Annotated in this window: 17 protein-coding genes; 3 read left to right on the forward strand and 14 right to left on the reverse strand. The window is 69.6% G+C overall.

All coding sequences use genetic code 11. The features are described from left to right. Positions 1-281: 281 nt before the first annotated feature. Together AC4PMY_RS11350 and AC4PMY_RS11355 are read right to left on the reverse strand one after the other, a co-directional pair. On the reverse strand, positions 282-815 hold the full coding sequence (locus tag AC4PMY_RS11350) for a hypothetical protein (protein WP_491622756.1): 534 nt from the start codon (positions 813-815) through the stop codon (positions 282-284). Positions 816-938: 123 nt separating this feature from the next. Beyond that, positions 939-2,738 carry a DUF4012 domain-containing protein gene (locus tag AC4PMY_RS11355; protein WP_064296098.1) on the reverse strand — a complete coding sequence of 600 codons (1,800 nt, stop codon included), beginning with the start codon at positions 2,736-2,738 and terminating at the stop codon, positions 939-941. Positions 2,739-2,917: 179 nt separating this feature from the next. On the opposite strand from AC4PMY_RS11355, the gene AC4PMY_RS11360 reads away from it, so the two are divergent. Further along, complete coding sequence (locus tag AC4PMY_RS11360; protein WP_079003130.1) at positions 2,918-3,355, forward strand: VanZ family protein; 438 nt, start codon at positions 2,918-2,920, stop codon at positions 3,353-3,355. Here AC4PMY_RS11360 and AC4PMY_RS11365 read toward each other — a convergent pair. The 6 genes from AC4PMY_RS11365 to AC4PMY_RS11390 all read right to left on the reverse strand — a co-directional run bounded on the left by AC4PMY_RS11365 (position 3,331) and on the right by AC4PMY_RS11390 (position 10,173). After that, the gene (locus tag AC4PMY_RS11365) at positions 3,331-4,641 is read right to left on the reverse strand and encodes a UDP-glucose dehydrogenase family protein (RefSeq protein ID WP_064296096.1); all 1,311 of its coding nucleotides are present in this window, start codon (positions 4,639-4,641) and stop codon (positions 3,331-3,333) included. The two genes, AC4PMY_RS11360 and AC4PMY_RS11365, sit on opposite strands and share 25 nt — an antisense overlap. Then, entirely contained in the window at positions 4,638-5,285 is a 648-nt protein-coding gene (locus AC4PMY_RS11370) for a thymidine kinase (protein WP_071259006.1), read from the reverse strand. Before AC4PMY_RS11370 ends, AC4PMY_RS11365 begins: the two co-directional genes overlap by 4 nt. A 72-nt stretch (positions 5,286-5,357) precedes the next feature. Then, positions 5,358-6,824, reverse strand: coding sequence for a malate:quinone oxidoreductase (locus tag AC4PMY_RS11375; protein WP_064296094.1), 1,467 nt, complete (start codon positions 6,822-6,824; stop codon positions 5,358-5,360). Positions 6,825-6,939: 115 nt separating this feature from the next. Continuing rightward, the gene (locus AC4PMY_RS11380; RefSeq protein WP_082916156.1) at positions 6,940-7,671 is read right to left on the reverse strand and encodes an SGNH/GDSL hydrolase family protein; all 732 of its coding nucleotides are present in this window, start codon (positions 7,669-7,671) and stop codon (positions 6,940-6,942) included. 34 nt (positions 7,672-7,705) lie between these two features. Next, positions 7,706-8,773 (reverse strand): aspartate-semialdehyde dehydrogenase, encoded by a 1,068-nt coding sequence (locus tag AC4PMY_RS11385; protein ID WP_071259000.1) that lies wholly within the window; start codon positions 8,771-8,773, stop codon positions 7,706-7,708. 113 nt (positions 8,774-8,886) lie between these two features. Then, the gene (locus tag AC4PMY_RS11390) at positions 8,887-10,173 is read right to left on the reverse strand and encodes an aspartate kinase (protein WP_064296092.1); all 1,287 of its coding nucleotides are present in this window, start codon (positions 10,171-10,173) and stop codon (positions 8,887-8,889) included. Between the two features lie 212 nt (positions 10,174-10,385). Between AC4PMY_RS11390 and AC4PMY_RS11395 the strand changes: the two genes are divergently transcribed. Further along, complete coding sequence (locus AC4PMY_RS11395) at positions 10,386-11,138, forward strand: GNAT family N-acetyltransferase (RefSeq protein WP_064296091.1); 753 nt, start codon at positions 10,386-10,388, stop codon at positions 11,136-11,138. Between the two features lie 262 nt (positions 11,139-11,400). Here AC4PMY_RS11395 and recR read toward each other — a convergent pair whose 3' ends face one another. From recR to AC4PMY_RS11425, 6 genes are all read right to left on the reverse strand, one after another. Continuing rightward, complete coding sequence (gene recR, locus AC4PMY_RS11400; RefSeq protein ID WP_056014479.1) at positions 11,401-12,000, reverse strand: recombination mediator RecR; 600 nt, start codon at positions 11,998-12,000, stop codon at positions 11,401-11,403. Positions 12,001-12,003: 3 nt separating this feature from the next. After that, complete coding sequence (locus AC4PMY_RS11405) at positions 12,004-14,595, reverse strand: DNA polymerase III subunit gamma and tau (RefSeq protein WP_491622757.1); 2,592 nt, start codon at positions 14,593-14,595, stop codon at positions 12,004-12,006. 248 nt (positions 14,596-14,843) lie between these two features. Then, positions 14,844-16,601, reverse strand: a complete 1,758-nt coding sequence (locus tag AC4PMY_RS11410) for a glycoside hydrolase family 35 protein (protein WP_491622758.1) — start codon at positions 16,599-16,601, stop codon at positions 14,844-14,846. Between the two features lie 117 nt (positions 16,602-16,718). Beyond that, positions 16,719-18,071, reverse strand: coding sequence for an ABC transporter substrate-binding protein (locus AC4PMY_RS11415; RefSeq protein ID WP_064296052.1), 1,353 nt, complete (start codon positions 18,069-18,071; stop codon positions 16,719-16,721). A 137-nt stretch (positions 18,072-18,208) separates the two neighbouring features. After that, positions 18,209-19,159: a carbohydrate ABC transporter permease gene (locus AC4PMY_RS11420; RefSeq protein WP_064296051.1), complete on the reverse strand. Its 951-nt coding sequence runs from the start codon at positions 19,157-19,159 to the stop codon at positions 18,209-18,211. Beyond that, complete coding sequence (locus AC4PMY_RS11425) at positions 19,159-20,082, reverse strand: carbohydrate ABC transporter permease (protein ID WP_064296050.1); 924 nt, start codon at positions 20,080-20,082, stop codon at positions 19,159-19,161. Before AC4PMY_RS11425 ends, AC4PMY_RS11420 begins: the two co-directional genes overlap by 1 nt. A 150-nt stretch (positions 20,083-20,232) precedes the next feature. On the opposite strand from AC4PMY_RS11425, the gene AC4PMY_RS11430 reads away from it, so the two are divergent. Further along, positions 20,233-21,273 carry a LacI family DNA-binding transcriptional regulator gene (locus AC4PMY_RS11430; RefSeq protein ID WP_064296049.1) on the forward strand — a complete coding sequence of 347 codons (1,041 nt, stop codon included), beginning with the start codon at positions 20,233-20,235 and terminating at the stop codon, positions 21,271-21,273. Positions 21,274-21,341 lie beyond the last annotated feature (68 nt).

Genomic DNA, 21,341 nt, shown 5'->3' on the forward strand with positions numbered 1-21,341 from the left:
GCATGCGCTGCGTGATGCGACATGCGGACACGGCCTGGAGCCGAGCGCTGTTCACTCGTGGCCTCCATGGCCGTCATCATGCTAGGGCAGCCGCTCGCTCGCCAGGGCTGAAAAACCGCGGAATTCCGCGGATGTGACCACCTTTGGGGGTACGCCCTGTCCGCCTGACGCCACGCCGGGTGAGGACCGTGCCAGGCCGAAGCCCAGGAGGGTGAGGTGCCCTCCCGTCAGGCCGTGGTCCGAGCGGAGGACCGCTCGGACCACGCATCCCGAACGACGGATCAGGCCGTCTTGCGGCGACGGATCGCCATCGCTCCGACGACGCCGGCACCGACGACGAGGAGGCCTCCGCCGATCCACGGCAGGGCTCCACCGTCGAAGCCGGTCGAGGCGAACTCGCGCTCCGAGACCTGGAACGAGGCACTCTCCGTGGTGGCGCCCTGGGTCGCCGTGACCATGCAGGTGCCGGAGGCGGTCTTGCTGGTCTCGATCGTCACCGCGAACGCGCGGGCGGCGTCGGCGCTGAACGTGCCGGACGTGGGTACGGCGGCCTGCTCGGTCGCTCCGGCGGTGTTCGGCTTCGCAGCGGGAATGCTGCAGCCGGGCCCGGCGACGGTGACCGTCACCGGAGTGCCGGGGTCGAAGGTGCCGTCGCAGCGGAAGACGGTCGACTCCCCCTGGGTCACCGACACCGGTGTGAGGGTCGCACAGCCGGCAGGGCCGTAGGTGGACGAGTCGGTCGCTGCGCTCGCGGCGGTCGGGGCCGCGAAGACTGCCAGGAGGCAGAGCGATGCTAGGGCAAGGGTGCGCTTCATGTTGATATCCCCAAGGAACGTCGAATACCCCCTGCGTCCGCCGATTTCGGGTGGGCGTCCGCGCGAGGTTCCCCAGGGTCACGAATTCGGGTGCGTGGCTTCCTGAGGTGTTGTCATGCTATGTCAGGAGCCGCACCGAGGGAAGGCTGAAATGGTCGTTTTGCCCGTGATTCCGGGGGTTGTGACCAGGTTTGGGGGTACATCGGAGGCCTTCGGAGCGAGCACCGTGAAGACGAGTTCCGTTGTCGCCCCCGGAGTGAGGGTCACGTCGGTCTGGGCGTAGAGACGACCGTTCGGGTCGGTCACGGCCTTGACCGGCAGGTCCTCGCCGTCGCTCGCACCGAGCAGGCTCGCACCCAGCGGGCCGTGGATCACGACGCGCGTCGCGATGTCTCCTGCGGGGGTGCCGAACCGCCCACCCGCGGTCACGTAGTCGGGCAGGGAGGTCGCGGCGTCCGCCGGTGCGGTGGACGTCAGGGTGACGGCGACGACGTATTCGGCGCCCTGTTTCGTGCACCGGGCGTCGCGGATGTCGACCTTCGTCTCCAGGTAGTAGTCCATCTTCGCGCGGGTCAGGTCTTCGAGGTAGACCCCGGTGTACACGGCTGCGTCGTCGGTCGCCGGTGGGATCCCGGCGAGGCTCGTCTCGGCGATCAACGCCTGTTCGGTGGGGACCGCACTCCACACGTGGAGACGGTTCTCCGCACCGGACGCGGACAGGGCCTGGACGAGGGCGCCGGGGTCGGGCGAGCGGGAGATCATGCCCTCGAACACCTCACCCGAGACCGCGGCGAAGAACGCGTCCTGCACGAGCCGGTCGGGGAACCGGGCGTAGACGTCACTCAACAGTGTCTTCGCCGCATTGTCGGCGGTGAGCTCGGTGCCGTCCGGGAGGTTCACGGGTCCGGTCGCCTCCAACAGATGTGCGAGGACATACGGGTCGACGGCGACGACGGTGTCGATGGGCACGCCGAAGACCTGGGTCCCCATGGCTGCGGCGAGCTCGCCGGTGCGGCTGAAGTCGACCGTGAGGTTGGTGTCCTGGATGTACCGGCCGAGGTTGTCGGTGTAGACGTTCTGTTCGAACGGGGTGAGCGGTAGCACGGGGGCGGGGAATCCGGAGAAGTCGTCGCTCCCCCTGGTCCCGACGAAGGAGATGACGCCGTTCTCCGCATGGAGGAGGGCCACCGCTCCGGCGATGCCGCCACTCGAGCGCAGCTCCGCGTTGTTCTGGATCATCACCATGATGTTCCGAGGTCCGGCGCCGCCCGCCATGTCCGGCAGGAGCGCCGTCGCCCGCGCCGCGGTGTCGAGCATCGTGGAGGCACCGGTGATCGTCCGGGTGAGCTTCTCGACGGCGTCGGCGACCACCGGCAGCGCACCGTCAGTGCCGATCGTGTCCACGCGCCCGGCGATGGTGTCAGCCGCTGCGGCCGCCTCGGCCACGGTCGGCGCGACGGTGCGGAGCGGCTCCGTCGCGATCGATCCGTCCCCGGGGAGCAGGGACGACAGGTTGACCTGATCGGCGATCGCCACGACCTTCGGCACGACATCGACCGCGACGTCGTCGGTCGCAGCGGCAGCCTGTCGCACTGCGGAGAAGTTCACGCCGAGGAACGGGACCGCCTCGGCCGCCCGCCAGATGGGATCACTCGTCAGGGACACCGCCTCGCCGGTGTGCGTGGTGAGGGCACGCTGCGTGGCCTCGGTGCCGCTCGCGTCGCCGTCGAGCACGGCCGATTGGAGCGACTTCGCCTCCGACTGGGCGGCTTCGAGCGCGTTCTTCGCCAGGGACGCCCGGACGCCGAGCCAGGCTCCGAGCGCGAGGACGACGAGGAGGACGGCGAGTGCGATCCACCACAGTCGCGAACGCCGTCGACCGGGCAGGCGGATGCCGGCCGTCGCCGGGCGTGGGTCAGCCAAGAGTGCTCCTTGTTCGGGTAGGCACAGCCTAACCGCCGGATGACGGCCACCGAAGGACGGTGCACGCCCCCTTTCAGGGGTGGACGGCACACGCGGCAACCGGGCTCACGACCGCTCATGGCCTACGATTGCGAGGTGCTGTCAGCACCCTCGTCGACCGATCTGGAGCCGCACCGCAGATGACCCGCACGCCGCGCATCGTGATCGGGATCCTGCTGCTGCTCTGCCTGTGCGTCATGCTCGGCATCGCGTTCTGGCCGACGCCCGTCGACGCCGACGGCCGGACGACGCTGCTGGCGATCCTCGATCGCTTGCAGGCTGCGGGCGCGCCGACCTGGTTCGACTACCGCTTCGTCGAATCGGCCGCGAACGTCGTGCTGTTCATCCCGCTCGGCGCCCTGCTCGCCCTGGAGCTGCCCTTGCGGCTCTGGTGGGTCGCACCACTGACGACGACCCTGTTCTCGGTCGCGATCGAACTCGGACAGACCCTGCTCCCCGAGCGGGTCGCGACGATCGCCGACGTCTACGCCAATGCGGCCGGAGGGCTGCTCGGCGCGACGATCGTGCTCGTCGTCCGGCTACTCGTCACCGGTCACGGACGACCGAGACCGACGTAACGCCACCCGGCGCCCCGCCAGGCGTCCACGTCGAGGCAGTTGCGTCCGTCCACGATCGTCTTGCCCGCGGTCAGCTCGGCGACGGCCGAGGGATCCAGGGCTCGGAACGCCTTCCACTCGGTCACGACCACGACGATGTCCGCGTCCGTCACGGCCTCTTCCGCCGAGTCAGCGAACGTCAGCTGCGGGTGGAGTCGCCGCGCGTTCGGGACCGCTTCCGGATCGAAGGCGAGCACCTTCGCACCCAGTCCGTTGAGGCCGACGGCGACGTCGAGGGCCGGCGAGTCTCGGACGTCGTCGCTGTCGGGCTTGAACGCGAGCCCGAGCACCGCGACCCGCTTCTGGTAGGCGCTCCCGCCGAGCTCCTCGACGACGAGGTCGATGACGCGCTGACGACGACGCAGGTTGATCGCGTCGACCTCCTTGAGGAAGGCCACCGACTCCCCACGACCGAGCTCCTCGGCGCGAGCGGTGAAGGCGCGGATGTCCTTCGGCAGGCAGCCGCCGCCGAACCCGACACCGGCGTTGAGGAAGCGGCGACCGATCCGGGCGTCGTAACCGATCGCGTCGGCGAGCTCCGTGACGTCGGCGTCGGTGACCTCGGCGATCTCCGCCATCGCGTTGATGAAGGAGATCTTCGTGGCGAGGAACGCGTTCGCGGCGACCTTCACGAGCTCCGCGGTCGAGTACCCGGTGGCGACGAGCGGCGTGCCGGTGGAGAGTGCCTGCGCGTAGACCTCGTCGAAGGCGGCTCGAGCGACGGCGGCGTCCTCGGGAGCCGGCGGCAGCCCGTACACGAGTCGGTCGGGCGCGATCGTGTCTTGCACGGCGAAGCCCTCCCGCAGGAACTCGGGGTTCCAGGCGAGCACGGCGCCGGTCGGGGCGACGAGTTCGGCCAGGCGCGCAGCGGTGCCGACGGGGACGGTCGACTTTCCGACGACGACGTCTCCTGCCGACAGGTGCGGCAGGAGGGCCGTCACCGCGGCGTCCACGTACCGCAGGTCGGCCGCGTTGGAGCCGGCCTTCTGCGGTGTGCCGACCGCGACGAAGTGCATGGTGGCCCCGGCCGCGTCGGCCATGTCCGTGCTGAACCGCAGGCGGCCCGACTCGACGCCGGCCAGCAGCAGCTCCGGCAGGCCGGGCTCGAAGATCGGCGAGCGTCCGGCGGAGAGTGCCTCGATCTTGGCGGGGTCGACGTCGATGCCGACGACCTCGTGCCCGATCGACGCCATGGCGGCCGCGTGCACGGCCCCGAGGTAGCCGCAGCCGATGACGGAGAGCTTCATGCGTGTGATCCTTCGCTGGTGGGAGGTGCGGTGGGCGTGCTGGACAGGCGACCGCCGGACTCCTGCAGGTAGCAGACGCCGCAGAGCGATTCGTAGGTGACGGTGGTGCCGTCGATGGCGACCTGGTCGCCGTCGAACACGAAGGTGTCGCCGAACCGGCGGCCGTTGAAGATCGCCTTCCGACCGCACCGGCAGATCGTCTTGAGCTCCTCGAGGCTGTGGGCCACCTCGAGGAGGCGGCGGCTCCCGGGGAACGCGACGGTCTGGAAGTCGGTCCGGATGCCGTAGGCGAGGACCGGGATGCCCTCGAGCAGCGCGATGCGCAGCAGGTCGTCGACCTGTTCCCCGTGGAGGAACTGGGCTTCGTCGACGAGCAGGCAGCTGACGTCCTCGCCGGTCTCCTGCACGACGCGGCGACGGTGCTCCGCGAACACCAGGACGGCGTCGTCGTCAGGAGCGAGCAGGAAGTCGGCGTCGCGGGTCACGCCGAGGCGACTGACGATGGCGGCGTCGCCCTTCGTGTCGAGCGAGGGCTTCGCGAGGAGGACGCGGTGGCCGCGCTCCTCGTAGTTGAACGCCGCCTGGAGCAAAGCGGTGCTCTTGCCGGAGTTCATCGCCCCGTATCGGAAGTACAGTTTCGCCACCAGGCAAGCTTAGGGTTCCCAAGCTGCACCTGTCGCATCCGACGACGGGCCGGGCGAGCACCCGTGTCGGGGCTACAGCGAGATGTCGAGGGCCTCGGCGGTGCTCTCGAGGACCTTCGCCGCCGTCTCGGGGACGTCGTTCAGCGTCGAGCCGTAGGTCGGGATCATCTCCCGGAGCCTCGGCTCCCACGCGGTCATCCGGTCGGGGAAGCACTTGCGCAGGACGTCGAGCATGATCGGCACTGCCGTCGACGCGCCGGGGGAAGCGCCCAGCAGTCCCGCGATCGTGCCGTCCGCACCCGTGATGACCTCGGTGCCGAACTGCAGGACGCCGCCCTTGGCCTTGTCCTTCTTCATGACCTGGGCTCGCTGCCCGGCCTCGATGAGGTACCAGTCCTCGTCCTTCGCCGTCGGCAGGAACTCGCGGAGGCTGTCCATCTTCTGCTTACGGGACTGCAGGAGCTGCCCGATGAGGTACGTGATGAGACTCGGGTTGTCCTTCGCGACCGCCAGCATCGGGAGGAGGTTGTGCGGGCGCACCTGGGTGACGAGGTCGAGCATCGATCCGCGCTTGAGGAACTTCGGGCTGAACGTCGCGTACGGGCCGAAGAGGAGGCTCGCCTGACCGTCGACGACGCGGGTGTCGAGGTGCGGGACCGACATCGGCGGGGCCCCGACCGAGGCCTGGCTGTAGACCTTGGCCTGGTGCTTCGAGACCACCGCGGGATTGTCGGTGCGGAGGAACTGCCCACCGATGGGGAAGACGCCGTAGCCCTTGATCTCGGGGATCCCGGACTTCTGCAGCAGCTTGAGCGCCCATCCGCCGGCGCCGACGAAGACGAAGCGGGCGTTGATCTCCATCGGTGATCGTCCGAGCGTCTGGCGGCCTCGGATGCGCCACGTGCCGTCCTTCAGCCGCTTGAGCGAGCGGACCTCGTGGTTGGTGCGGACGTGGGCGTTCGGCGCTGCGCCGAAGAGCTTGTGCGTGAGCGACCCGAAGTCGACGTCGGTGCCCGCGGTGATCCGGGTGGCCGCGATGCGCTCACCGACGGCGCGACGGTTGATGAGGAGCGGAGCCCATTCGGCGATGACGGCCGGGTCCTCCGAGAACTCGATGCCGGCGAAGAGCGGCTGGTCCTTGAGCGCCTCGTAACGCTTCCGCAGGTATTCGACGTCCTTCTCGCCGCGGACGAACGTCATGTGCGGGGTCGGGTTGATGAAGGTGTCGGGTGCGCCGAGCAGACCCTCCTCGACGAGGTGGGACCAGAACTGGCGGCTGAGCTGGAACTGCTCGTTGATGCCGATGGCCTTCGCCGGGTCGACCTGGCCGTGGGCGTCCTGGGGCATGTAGTTGAGCTCGCACAGCGCGGCGTGGCCCGTCCCGGCGTTGTTCCAGGGGTTGGAGCTCTCGAGTGCGACGTCGCTCAGGCGCTCGTACACCTCGACCTTCCAGTCAGGCTGCACCTGGTGGATGAGGGCGGCGAGCGTGGCGCTCATGATGCCACCACCAATGAGGGCTACGTCGATGGTTTCGGTCACCAGAGCAGTCTAGTCGCGGCGAGGCCCGAGCTCTCCACCCGCGTGCTGTCGCTGATCGCATGCTGTGAGATCGCTCGATGTCGAGACACTTCGGCCCGACTGCCCGACCGCCGGGTCAGCGTCCGGGGAGCGCGGGGGTGAGGGCGTCGAGCTCCTCGAGCATGCGCTGCGCGAGGTGCGCGTACCCGGCGTCGCTCGGGTGGAGGCCGTCGGCGGAGATCCACGTCGCCGGGTCCTCGTCCAGCCAGTGCGACGCCCCGGAGATGTAGTCGGCCCCGATGGTGTCGGCGGCGTCGTGCACCCATCCGATGATCTGTTCGACGGAGGCCGGTCGCTCGGCGGTGTACCACCAGGGCTCCACCACGATGATGCGGGTGCCGGGCAGCCCGTCGCGCAGCCGCTGGAACTCCGGCAGGATCGCCTCCCGGATCGCCTGCTCGTTGCCGGTCCACTCGAAGTTGTCGTTGATGCCGAGCGCGACGATGAGGACCTCGGGGTGCTGCGCGATGACGTCGGCCGTGACATCGCCGACCTTGTCGCGTTTGCGGACGAACCCGAGGCCCGGGTAGCCGGCGTTGTACTCCGTCCAGCCCTCGGCCTTCGCGACGAGCGAGGACCAACGGGCGGCCGGCGACGACGCTGCCGACCCCTTCGTGTACGAGTCGCCGTAGAACGCGACGAGCGGTCCGACCGCGACCTCGGACCCGGAGGTGTCGGCGCGGGCGACCGTCGTCTGCTGGACGTCGGCACGCAGGCCACTCACGGTGATCACCGCGGTGACGGCGATGGCGGCCGCGATGAACGCGGCCAGCCACCGTCGGCGCAGGCGTGGTCGCTGGCGGGCCATGTCGTCGTCCCCGATCGGGTGGAGGGAGGGCCGGTCAGACCGTTGCGGGCTGTGCGAGCAGCTCGGCGGCGACGATCTCGGCGATCTGCACCGCGTTGAGGGCCGCACCCTTGCGCAGGTTGTCGTTCGAGATGAACAGCGCGAGGCCCTTGCCGGCCGGCGCGCTCTGGTCGGGACGGATGCGCCCCACGAACGACGGGTCCGCACCGGCGGCCTCGAGCGGCGTCGGAACGTCCGACAGCTGGACGCCCGGAGCGTCACGGAGCAGCTCGATCGCACGTTCCGGCGACAGGTCGCGCGAGAACTCGGCGTTGATGGCGAGCGAGTGGCCGGTGAACACGGGCACGCGCACGCAGGTGCCCGACACCAGCAGCTCGGGGAGCTCGAGGATCTTCCGGCTCTCGTTACGGAGCTTCTTCTCCTCGTCGGTCTCGCCCAGGCCGTCGTCGACGATCGAACCGGCGAGCGGGATGACGTCGAAGGCGATCGGGGCGACGTACTTCTCGGGAGCCGGGAAGTCGATCGCCGAACCGTCGTGGACGAGTCGGGTGAGGTCGCCCTGGGCGACCGCGGCCTCGATCTGGCCGGCGAGTTCAGCTGCACCGGCGAGCCCGGAACCGGAGACGGCCTGGTAGGTGTTGACGATGAGGCGGGTGAGGCCGGCCTCGGCGTCGAGGACCTTGAGGACCGGCATGGCCGCCATGGTCGTGCAGTTGGGGTTCGCGACGATGCCCTTCACCGCGTCCTTGATGGCGTGCGGGTTCACCTCGCTGACGACGAGCGGGACCTCGGGGTCCATCCGCCACGCGCTCGAGTTGTCGATGACGAGCGCACCGGCGGCGGCGAACCGCGGAGCCTGCGTGCGGGAGCCGGTCGCGCCAGCCGAGAACAGGGCGATGTCGATGCCGCTCGGGTCGGCCGTCTCGACGTCCTCGACCACGATGTCCTGGCCACGGAACGGGAGCGTCGTGCCCGCCGAACGAGCCGTCGCGAAGAAGCGGATCTCGCTGATCGGGAACTCGCGGTCCTCCAGCAGGCGGCGCATGACCTTGCCGACCTGACCGGTCGCTCCGACGACACCGACACGTACACCGTTGCTCATGGGGATTCCTCTGGTTTCAGGGGGTTGTTGTGAACCATCTTGCATCAGGATCGGCCAGGCTCCGGCCCCTGAGCCTGTCGAAGGGCGGTTCCGGAACCTGTGGACGAGCCGGCTCAGCGGCCGGTGCCACCGTGGACGACGGCTTCGTCCTCGCCGTCGAGACCGAACGCGGAGTGGACCACGTTCGCGGCCTTGTTGAGGGTGTCGGCACGCGTCACGACCGAGATGCGGATCTCGCTGGTGGAGATCATCTCGATGTTGATGCCCGCTGCGCTGAGCGCCTCGAAGAGCTTCGCCGAGACGCCGGTGTTCGTGCGCATGCCGGCACCGACGAGGGCGAGCTTGCCGATCTGGTCGTCGTGCTGGATGGCCGAGAAGCCCACCCGCTCCTGCTCGGCTGCGAGCGCGCGGAGGACCTGCTGCGCCTCGGGCTTCGGCAGGGTGAACGAGATGTCGGTGACGCCGGAGACGGCGGTCGACACGTTCTGGACGATCATGTCGACGTTGCCGCCCGACTTCGCGACGATGGTGAAGATCTCCGCCGCCTTGCCCGGCAGGTCGGGGACGCCGACGACGGTGATCTTGGCTTCGCTGAGGTCTGTCGCGACTCCGGCGACGATGGGCTGCTCCATGGGTGCCTCACCTGCTCCTGGGTTGTTGCGGCCCGCGTCGTTGAGGACGAGCGTGCCTTCGTTGTTGTTGAAGGACGACCGGACGTGGAGCGTCACGCCGTGGCGGCGTGCGTACTCGACGGCGCGGATGTAAAGGACCTTGGCGCCCGAGGCCGCGAGCTCCAGCATCTCCTCGCTGGAGATGCGGTCGATCTTCCGGGCTTTCGGGACGACGCGGGGGTCGGAGGTGAAGATGCCGTCGACGTCGGTGTAGATCTCGCAGACGTCGGCGTCGAGGGCGGCGGCGAGCGCGACGGCCGTGGTGTCGGAGCCGCCACGACCGAGCGTGGTGATGTCGCGGGTGTCACGGTTGAAGCCCTGGAAACCGGCGACGATGACGATGGCGCCGTCGTCGAGGGCCTCGCGCAGGCGCACTGGGGTGACGTCGACGATGCGCGCTGCACCGTGCTGGGCGTCGGTGATCATGCCGGCCTGGCTGCCGGTGAAGGAGCGTGCGACGTAGCCCATGCTGCTGATCGCCATGGCGAGGAGTGCCATCGAGATGCGCTCGCCGCTGGACAGCAGCATGTCGAGCTCGCGGGGCGCCGGGATGGGCGTCACTTCGTGGGCGAGGTCGAGCAGTTCGTCGGTCGTGTCGCCCATCGCCGAGACGGCGACGACGACCTCGTTGCCCGCTTTGCGGGTCTCCACGATGCGCTTCGCCACGCGCTTGATGCTCTCGGCGTCCGCGACGGAGGACCCGCCGAACTTCTGCACGATCAATGCCATCGGATCTCCTGGGGAAGTCGGTGCGGGCACGAGCGGCCCAGCGATCATCCTACCCATCCGGGCATTCCGCGCCGTTCATGTGACGAAGGGCACCCTCACCCGCTCAAGGGCAGGAGATCCGCCTCGCAGCAGGACGCTCCGGCCCGTCGGGTCCTGCTGTCGGGCCGATCTCCTGCGGCGGGGAGGCGGATGTGCCTCGGTAGGGTTGGCCTATGCAGCAGGAAGACGCGCGGGTGCTCGCGACGGTGCGACGCCTCTGGCAGGGGCTCGCCTCGCCGACCGCGCGGTTCTCCGCCGGCCGCGTCGCCGTCGTCGTGAACGCCGGCTCGATGGCGTGCCCGCCCGGATGGATCGGCGTCGTCGAGATCGACGGCAGCGCCCTCGCGATCGTGCCCGACGAGGACACCGCCAGGCGACTCGCCATCGAGGACGAATCGCCGAGGAGCGTCGGGACGGTCGAGTTCCTCCGCTCGCGCGTGCAGGTCGCCGAGGTCCTCGGGCCGGCGACGCTCGACTACCTGCTGCCCGGGCGGTTCCGACCGGCCGAGGAGATCGACGTGGTGGCGAGCAAGGCGAGTGACCCCGCCATCGAGTCGCTGCTGTCGAAGGTCGGCGATGACGAGGCCTCGGAGAGCGGGATCTTCGGCATCACGTCTCCGCTGTTCTCGGTGCGCGAGCACGGTCGGGTCCTCGCCGTCGCCGGCTACCGGTCGTGGCCCTTGGGCGTCGCGCACGTCACGGCGTTGACCGCACCGGAGGCTCGCGGGACCGGTCTCGCGACTCGGCTCGCCTCGACCGCGGTCGAGCACGCCCTCGCAGCCGGACTCCTCCCCCAGTGGCGGGCCGCCGACACGAACCCCGGCTCACGCGCCGTCGCCCGCAAGCTCGGCTTCTCCGCGATCGGACGACAGTTGTCGGCCCGGCCGGTGGTCGCTGAGTGGCCGGCGCCCTCCGCCGACGCCTGAGGCGCGCCCGGCTGCCCTGACTCAGGAGTCCCTCGGCACGGCGCAACCCACCAGCTCCGACACACCGGACGACTCCTGAGAAAGGGAACAACCGGAAGCAGACGCGTCGCTCGGCAAACCGACCCGAGCCTGACGCCGGCCCGGCTGCCCCAACTCAGGAGTCCGTCGGCGCGGCGGAACCCACCAGCCCCGACACACCCGACGACTCCTGAGAAAGGGCCGATGGCAAAAGGGGTGGAGGGGCGGGCGAGGAGGCGGGGGGTCAGCCGCTGACGACGGTGCGACCCTCGAAGGCACGACCGAGGGTGACCTCGTCGGCGTACTCGAGGTCGCCGCCGACGGGAAGGCCGGAAGCGAGGCGCGTGATGCGGATCCCCATCGGGAGGAGCAGCCGGCTGAGGTAGGTGGCGGTCGCCTCCCCCTCGAGGTTCGGGTCGGTCGCGATGATGACCTCGGTGACGGTGCCGTCGGCGAGGCGCTGCATGAGACGACGGATGTTCAGGTCGTCGGGTCCGACGCCGTCGATCGGGCTGATGGCGCCGCCGAGCACGTGGTAGAAGCCGCGGAACTCACGCGTGCGCTCGATGGCGACGACGTCCTTCGGCTCCTCGACGACGCAGATCAGGGCCGGGTTACGGCGCGGGTCGCGGCACACGCTGCAGAGGTTCTGCTCGGAGATGTTGCCGCAGATCTCGCAGAACTTGACCTTCTCGCGGACGACGGTGAGCAGCTCGGCGAGCTTCGACACGTCGAACGACTCCGTCTGGAGGATGTGGAACGCGATGCGCTGCGCCGACTTCGGACCGATGCCGGGCAGCCGCCCGAACTCGTCGATCAGATCTTGGACGATTCCCTCGTACATGTCCTACCGCCCTCCGGAGCGCGGCTCGTGCGGCTGCTCCTCGATGAATGTGGCGCCGAGGAGCTCGCGGACGACACTCTCGCCGTACCGGTTGTCACCCGCGGGGTGGGACGTCGGCACCGGGGGCGCCTGGCGCATCCGGACCGGGGGCTGCGGGCGCTGCTCGGCGACCGGCGCCGCAGGCGGTGTGACCTGCGGGGAGCCGGCGGGCGCTGCGGACGGCGCGCCGGCCGACGGGGCCGGAGCGGGGGCCGACGACTCGAACGGGTCGGGGTAGGGCGGCTCGTCGTCGGGCGGCGGTGCGTCGTCGTCGGACGGGATCGAGACGACGTCCCACGTGACGGTGCGAGAGCCGAGCGCGTCGCCGTTGGACGGGCCTCGGGCGGGTGCCTGCTGGCGCGGCGGGGCCGACGGCTGCCGCTGCGCGGGTGAGCCGGCCGGCGTCCCGGGGGCTCCGGATCCGGCGGGTCGCCCGGGCTGCCCTTCGACAGGCTCAGGGACCGGAGACGGCTGCGTCGACGAGGCGGGCTCGGGCCCTTCGACAGACTCTGGGACCGGGGGATGCCCTTCGACAGGCTCTGGGACCGAGGACGGCTCGGGCTCGTCGGCCGGCGGCGGCGCGACCGTCGCCCACGAGGAGGCGGAGACGGCGGTCTTCTCCTCGGCCGGCGCGGCGACCGACGAGGCGGGTGCCGATGGCGCAACAGCTGACGGCTCGGCGTCGACCGGCGCAGCGGACACGGGTTCGCCACCGGCTGGTGCGACGGTGGGCCACGACGAGCGGGCTCCCGACCCGCCGCTGCCGTCGGACGACGACGGGGCAGCGGGGGCGGGGACGGTCTGCGGCAGGCTCGGGGTCGACCAGGCGGACGACTCCGACGACGGAGCGCCGACGGCGGGCGCAGTGGCCCGCGGTGCCGGCGGCTCGTCGGCACCGGCGACCTTGGCGAGGTACTTCACCCGCACGCCGAGGACGTCGAGGACCGCCGTGCGCAGGACCTCCGCGACACCGGTGCCGGGCGCATGACGTGCCTTGAAGTCGTTGAGGTCGCCGTTGTTCGCGAACACGAGCGTGAGGACGTCGTCGTCCGAGTACCCGCCGACCTGGGTGTTGACGACGATCATCCACGCCTTGCGGTCGGCCTTCTCGACCTGCGCCACGATCTCGGGCCAGGCGTCGCGGATGTGCTGCAGGGTGACCGGGCCGACGCGAGGGGCTGCGGGGGTCGGTGCGGCGGTCTGCGCGTGGTCGGGCTCCTGCGCCGGTCGACGGTCGGCGGCCGCGGATGCTGTCGAGGCGGCGGCCGGGGCGGGAGCCGGGGCGGAGCTCGCCGCCGTGCTCGCGGGGGCCGCGCCGGCAGGGGCCGGAGCGCGGTCGGCGACCACGGGCTGCGCCGAGACCGCGGCCTGACCGCCCTCGGCGGCAGCACCGTCGACACCGATGCGACGCTCGAGCCGCTCCACCCGGGCCAATGCACCACGAGCGGAGTCGTCGGCTGCGGGCACCAGGATCCGCGCCATCATGAGCTCGAGGTGAAGCCTGGGCGACGTCGCGCCCGTCATCTGGGTGAGCGCCTCGTTCACGACGTCGGCCGTGCGGGACAGCTCGGCGATGCCGAACGCCCGCGCCTGGGCGAGCATCTTGTCGAGCTCGTCCTGCGGGAGCCCGCGGAGGACCGCCGCCGCGTTCTCGCCCGTGGCGGCCACGACGATGAGGTCGCGGAGTCGCTCGAGCAGGTCGTCGACGAAGCGGCGTGGGTCTTGGCCGGTCTGGATGACGCGGTCGACGGTGCTGAAGGCGGCACCGGAGTCGCGGGCGGCCAGGGCGTCGACAACCTCGTCGAGCAGGGCCGTGTGGGTGTAGCCGAGCAGGGCGACCGCGCGTTCATAGTCGACGGAGTCACCCTCGGACCCGGCCATCAGCTGGTCGAGCAGGGACAGCGTGTCGCGGGCGGAACCGCCACCGGCCCGGACGACGAGCGGCAGCACCCCGGCCTCGACACCCACGTGCTCGCTCTCACACAGCTGCTGGACGTAGTCGAGCATCTGCGCCGGCGGGATGAGCCGGAAGGGGTAGTGGTGGGTGCGGGAGCGGATCGTGCCGATCACCTTGTCGGGCTCGGTCGTCGCGAAGATGAACTTCACGTGCTCCGGCGGCTCCTCGACGATCTTCAGCAGGGCGTTGAACCCCTGCGGGGTGACCATGTGCGCCTCGTCGAGGATGAAGATCTTGTAGCGGTCGCGTGCGGGTGCGAAGATCGCGCGCTCGCGGAGGTCGCGGGCGTCGTCGACACCGTTGTGGCTGGCCGCGTCGATCTCGACGACGTCGAGCGAGCCGGAGCCGTCGCGGGAGAGGTCGACGCAGCTCGCGCAGACACCGCACGGGGTGTCGGTCGGCCCCTCGGCGCAGTTGAGGCAGCGGGCGAGGATGCGCGCGGACGTCGTCTTGCCGCAACCACGTGGACCGCTGAACAGGTACGCGTGGTTGACGCGGTTGGTGCGCAGGGCCGTCATGAGGGGATCGGTCACCTGCGCCTGACCGATCAAGTCGGCGAACGTCTCGGGCCGATACCGGCGATACAGAGCTGTGACCACCCACCAATGGTAGCCGTCGCCCCCGACATCGGAGTCGGGGATCGGACTCCTCGATCGGGACCAGGGCTCGAGCCTGGCGCGACGCGGGGAACGGGCCATCCTGGTGCCCTTCGACAAGCTCAGGGACCGGGGTTGGAGTCAGGGACCGAGGTTGGAGTCAGGGACCGGGACAGGGGTCAGGGGTCAGGGACCGGGTGGTGCGGTCGGCGCCGCGTCTGTGCGGGCGACGCCGACCGGATCGTGGGCGGCTAGAACTCGGTCGGGCCGAGCGAAGGGCGGGCGAGGAAAGAGAGCGTCGGCGTCGTGAGCGCATGGAACTCGAACACCGTGAAGCGGTTCTCCCCAGCACGGAGCTGGCCGCCGGGGACGTAGAGCGTGTGCTGCGGCCCCCGCGACCAGTAGCGGCCGAGCAGGAAGCCGTTCACCCAGACGAGCCCCTTGCCCCAGGCCGCGGTGTCGAGGAACAGGTCGGTGGGCGCGTCGAGCGTGACGGTGGCGGTGAGCAGGACCGGCCCGGCACCGCTGATCGTGGCGTCAGCCGTGCGCGTGGCTGCAGCGTCCACCATTGCGTCGAGGCGGTCGAGGGCCACGGGGGCGATGCCCCACGACGTGAGTTCCACGCCGTCGAGCGACACGGGCCCGATGATCCCCTTCGGCTCTCCCAGGCGTTTGCCGTAGTTGACGCGGCCCTGGTTCTCGAGCAGGAGTTCGAGCGTCTCACCCGCCGGGATGACGATGGACCGCTCCTTGAACTCGCGGGTGAGTGCACCGACCGGCACGCCGTCGACGGAGACGACCACGCGGTCGCGCACCTCGGCGAACCGGAGCACCCCGCCGCGTCCACCGAGCGACGCCCGGTATCGCGCCAGACCGCTGAACGCCCCGAGTTCGTCCATCGTGGGGATCCGGTCGAACGCCTGGAGCGGTGCGATCTCGTCGGCCACGTCCGCGAACGGGACCTCCTGCTCGAAGGACGCGGTGAACGCCGGGGCGTCCGACGCAGCGGGCGGGATCTCGGTCGGCACCTCGGCGTACTTCGCGATCACGTCGCGGAAGGCGAAGAACTTCTCCGTCGGGTGGCCTGCCTCGTCGAGTGGCGCGTCGTAGTCGTAAGAGGTGACGTGCGAGCGGTACTGCCCCTTGTCGTTCGCGCCACCGGTGAACCCGAAATTCGTGCCGCCGTGGAACATGTAGATGTTCACCGACGCGCCGGCCGCGAGGAGCGCGTCGAGGTCCGCCGCCGTCTCCGCGACGGGCGTCGTGTGGTGGTGCTCGCCCCAGTGGTCGAACCAACCGTCCCAGAACTCGGAGCACATGAGCGGCCCGGTCGGCTGGTGCTCGCGCAGGGTCGCGAGGCGTTCGAGCGAGCGGCTGCCGAAGGAGGCGGTCTTGTGGAGTTCGGGGATGCTCCCGTCCTCGAGCATCTGGGGCGTGGGCTGGTCGACGGTCGTCAGCGGCACCGTGATGCCGAGCTCGCGGGTCCAGTCGGTCAGCGTCCGGAGGTAGTCGTGGTCGTCGCCGTAGGCGCCGTACTCGTTCTCGACCTGCACGAGGATGACGGGACCGCCGCGGTCGATCTGCAGCGGCGCGATGATCGGCAGCAGCGCCTCGAAGTACTCGCGGACGGCGGCCAGGTAGCGGGGCTCGCTGCGACGGAGGCCGAGCTCGGGGTCGTGCAGCAGCCAGCCGGGGAGGCCGCCGTTGTCCCACTCGGCGCAGATGTAGGGGCCGGGACGCACGATCGCGTACATACCGGCGTCGGCGACGAGGCCGAGGAAGCGTTCGAGGTCGTTCACGCCCGTGGTGTCGAACACGCCGCGCTCGGGGCTGTGCTGGTTCCACGCGACGTAGGTCTCGATGGTGTTGAGCCCCATGAGCTTCGCCTTCGCGATGCGGTCCGCCCACTGCTCGGGGTGCACCCGGAAGTAGTGGAGGGCTCCGGAGAGGATCCGGAACGGCTGACCGTCGAGCAGGAAGTCGTCGTCGCCGATGGAGAAGGTGGGCATGCTGGGGCTCCGTGATGAAGGGGTGCGGATGGAGCGACCACGGCCGGCCGGAGCGGATCCCGGAGGACCCTCCGACCGGCCGCGGTCGATGGTGCTGGTGCTACAGGTGCCGTTCGGCTACTTCTCGGTGACCGTGAAGCCCTGCGTGTTGCCGTACTCGACGAGCTGCTTCTGCCAGTCGGCGAGACCGTCGTTCAGGTCGGCCTTGTTCGCGTAGGACTGTCCGACGGTGTCGGCGAAGATGCTGTTCGCGTAGACCTGGTACGGCAGGTACTGCCAACCGGTCGACACGTCCTTCGCGCCCTGCACGAGGACCTCGTTGATCTTCTGGCCGCCGAAGTACTCGGGAGCCGCGGAGAGGAACGCGTCGGAGTTCAGGTCGGCGGTCGTCGCCGGGAAGCCACCGTTGTCGAGGAAGACCTTGACGCTGTCCTCGTCGTTGTTCAGCCACTTGAGGAAGCCCGCGGCGAGCGCCGGGTTCTTGCTCTGCTTCAGCACGACCTGGCCACCGCCGCCGTTCTCGGCGTTCGCGGGCTTGCCGTCGTAGGTCGGGATCGGGGCGACGCGCCACTGGCCGGAGGCCTCGGCGACGGACGACTCGAGCACACCGGGCATCCAGGCGCCCGTGATGAGCGTCGCGATGCTGCCGTTGCCGAGCGACTTGTACCAGTCGTCGCTCCACCCGGGCACGTCGGAGAGCAGGTCGCCCTCGACGAGCTGGTTCCAGGTGTCGGCCCACTTCTTGGAGCCCTCGTCGGCGAGGTTGACGCTCACCTTGGTGCCGTCGGCGGTGAACGGACGTCCACCGGCCTGCCAGATCATGCTGGTCGCGAAGCCGGAGTCACCGGAGTCGTTGGTGATGTACTTCGACGGGTCGGCCGCGTGCAGCTGTGCGGCTGCCGCGATGTACTCGTCCCAGGTGGTCGGCACGGCGATGCCGTACTGGTCGAACACCGTCTTGTTGTAGAACATGGCCATGGGGCCGGAGTCTTGCGGGAGGGCGTAGAGGCCGTCGCCGATGTTGACGGAGCTCCACGGGCCGGGGCTGTAGTCGTCCTTCAGGTCGCCGAAGCCGTAGGCGTTGAGGTCGACGAGGGAGTCGCTGAGCGCGAACTGCGGGATGGCGTAGTACTCGACCTGCGCGACGTCGGGGGCACCCTTACCGGCCTTGATCGCGTTCTGCAGCTTCGTGTACTCGGTGGTGTTGGTCCCGGCGTTGACGAGGTTGACCTTGACCTTGGGGTAGGCCTTCTCGAACGCGGCGACCTGCGCCTCGGCGGAGGGCGTCCAGGACCAGTAGGTGATCTCGCCACCGGCTTCGAGGGCGGACTCGATGTCCTTGGCGTCGCCGGAGGCGGTGCTGCCGCCGCCGGACGAGCAGGCGACGAGCGAGGCTCCGATCATCGCGGACGCGACGGCCGCCGTGGCCGCGCGGCGCAGAACCGTGCGAGACGGTGAGATGCGCTTCATGGGTGTTTCCTTTCACTGCGTTGGGAGGAGGAGGTGATGCCCCGGTCCCTGAGCCTGTCGACGGGCGGAGGTGGTGCCCTTCGACAAGTTCAGGGACCGGTTGGTGATGCGGTGGTGCGGGTTGGGAACGGCGGGGATCAGCCCTTGACGCTGCCGGCGCTCAGGCCGGACTGCCAGAAGCGCTGCAGGAAGAGGAACGCGATGACGATCGGGACGATGGTCAGGAGCGATCCGGTGATCACGAGGTTGAAGATCGGTTGCGCGGCGACACCGGTGGCCTGGGCGCTCCACTGGCTGAGGCCGACGGTGAGCGGATACCAGGTGGGCTCCGACAGCATGATGAGCGGCAGGAAGTAGTTGTTCCAGGTCGCGACGATCGCGAAGAGGAGCACCGTGACGATGCCGGGGCCGAGGAGTCGAAGCGAGATCGTGAAGAAGGTGCGGAACTCCCCCGCGCCGTCCATGCGGGCGGCCTCGAGCAGTTCGGTCGGGACCGCGTCCACCGCGTACGTCCAGATGAGGTACAGGCCGAACGGGCTGACGAGCGAGGGCAGGATGACGGCCCACGGCGTGTTCGTGAGGCCGAGCTGGCTGAACATCAGGAAGGTCGGGACGGCGAGCGCCGTGCCCGGCACCGCGATGGAGCCGAGGATGATCGCGAAGACGGCGCGCTTGCCGGGGAACCGGAACTTCGCGAGGCCGTACCCGCCGATCGTCGCGAGGAGCGTCGCCCCACCGGCACCGACCACCACGTAGAGCAGTGTGTTGCCGAACCAGCCGACGAACTGCCCGTCGCGGTAGGTCAGGGTGTCGACGATGTTCTGCCAGAGGTTGAACCCGCCGTCGCCGAACCAGAGGCCGAAGGAGGTGAAGAGGTCGGGCTGGGACTTCGTCGCGTTGATGACGAGCCACAAGATCGGGACGACCGAGTAGATGAGGAAGACGGCCATGACGATCGTGAGGACGATCGAGCGCTTGCGGCGCGGGTCGTGGCGCTTCCGGGTGGGCCGGTCGAAGGCACGCGGGTTGCGGGCGGTCCTGGTCGACACGGTCTGCGGACGGACGGTCGGGTTCGAGACGGTGGCCATCAGCTGTTCTCCTGTCGGGAGCCGCGCACCTGCACGACGTAGGCGATGACGGCGGTGATGACGCCCATGATGATCGCGACCGTCGCCGCGAGGTTGAACTGCTGGCCGGCGAAGGACAGGTTGTAGGCGTACATGTTCGGGGTGAAGTTGCTCGTGATCACGTTGGGCGCGAGGTTCTTCAGCAGGTTCGGCTCGTTGAAGAGCTGGAACGAGCCGATGACGGAGAAGATCGTCGCGATGACGAGGGCTCCGCGGAGGGCGGGGATCTTGATGCTGAAGACGGTGCGGAACTGTCCGGCCCCGTCGATCTCGGCCGCCTCGTAGATCTCACCGGGCACGACGCGGAGGGCGGCGTAGAAGATGAGCATGTTGTAGCCCATGAACTCCCACGTCACGATGTTGCCGATGGAGGCGAGGACGGCCTGGGAGCTGAACGGCTCGAGGATCTGCGCGCCGACGAGGTCGTTGAAGCTGCCGGCGAGACCGAACTGGTCGCCGTAGATGAAGCCCCAGATGAGCGCCGCGACGACGCCCGGGACGGCGTACGGCAGGAAGAGTGCGATGCGGAAGAAGGCGGCGCCGTGGAGCCTGGCGCTGTCGAGCGCGAGCGCGGCGGTGAGCGACAGGGCGAGCATGATCGGCACCTGCACGACGAAGAACAGTGCGACGCGACCGAACGGCTCCCAGAACTTCGGGTCCTGGAGGACCTGGGCGTAGTTCTCGAAACCGACGAAGGCGTTGCCGCCGATGAGCTTCTCCTGGAAGAAGCTGAGGTAGAGCGCGTAGACGAGCGGCGCGATGATCATCAGCGCGAAGACGATCATGAAGGGGGCGATGAACGCCCAGCCCTTCCAATCCCGGCGGTCGCGTCGGTGGACACGGACCGCTGGTGGCCGGCCGGTGCGAGCGGTCGTGGTGGTCATGGGCAGCTTCCTTGCTGGGATTCGGGCGGAACCGTCGTGCGGTGGAGCCGTGCGGGGGAGGGATCACGATGGATGTTTACGTCAACATCTGATCGGTACCATAGCATGTTCACGTCAACATGCAAGGATGGATGCGACGATAGGGAGACCATGACGGACACCACCCGGAGAGCGCCTGGCCGCGCCAGGCGAGCACCGTCGATGGCGGACGTCGCGGCGCACGCCGGCGTCTCCTCGCAGACCGTCTCCCGCGTCGCGAACGGCCTGACCAACGTCGACGACGGCACCCGCGACCGCGTGCTCGAGGCGATGACCGAGCTCGGCTACCGCCCGAACAAGGCCGCGCGAGCGCTGCGGTCGGGTCGCACCCGCAGCATCGGGATCACGATGTTCACGCTCTCCTCCTACGGCAACATGCGCACGCTCGACGCGATCACGGTCCAGGCCGCACGGGCCGGCTACTCGGTCACGGTCGTCCCCGTCGAGTACCCCACGCAACGCGATGTCGCGGTCGCCCTCGACAGCCTCCGCGAGCAGGACGTCGACGGACTCATCATCGTCATCGAGTCGCACATCGTCGACGGCGCCGACGTCGAACTGCCCGCAGGTCTCCCGGTCGTCGTCATCGACTCCGCGGCACGCACCGACTACCCGGTCGTCGACAACGACCAGGCGCAGGGCGCGGCGCTCGCCACCCAGCACCTGCTCGACCTCGGGCACCAGGGCGTCTGGCACATCGCCGGACCCCGCACCTCGTACTCGGCGGCTCGTCGCGAGCAGAGCTGGGCCGACACCCTGCGCGAGGCCGGCATCACGCCGCCGCCCGCGTTCCGTGGCGACTGGTCGACGACCTCGGGGTACGAGATCGGCCTCGAGATCGCCGAGCGCCCGGAGATCACGGCCGTGTTCGCCTCGAACGACCAGATGGCGCTCGGACTCCTGCGCGCCCTGCACGAGCGCGGCCGTGCCGTGCCGGAGTCGATCAGCGTCGTCGGCTTCGACGACACCCCGGAGTCGGACTCGTTCTGGCCGCCACTCACGACGGTGCACCAGGACTTCGACGAGATCGGACGCCGGGCGATCACCACGCTCCTCCGCGAGATCGAGGAGGGCCCGCAGCTCTCCACCGAGCCCCTCACGCCGACGTCCCTCGTCGTCCGCGCGAGCACGGCTCCCCCGCCCGCGCATTGAGGCGAGGCAGTTCGTCGTCCGCGCCACCGAGGAACGACGATGTGCCGCACTTCGACGGGTTCAGCGAC

Source organism: Plantibacter sp. MDV22-iso1 (genome assembly GCF_058408345.1).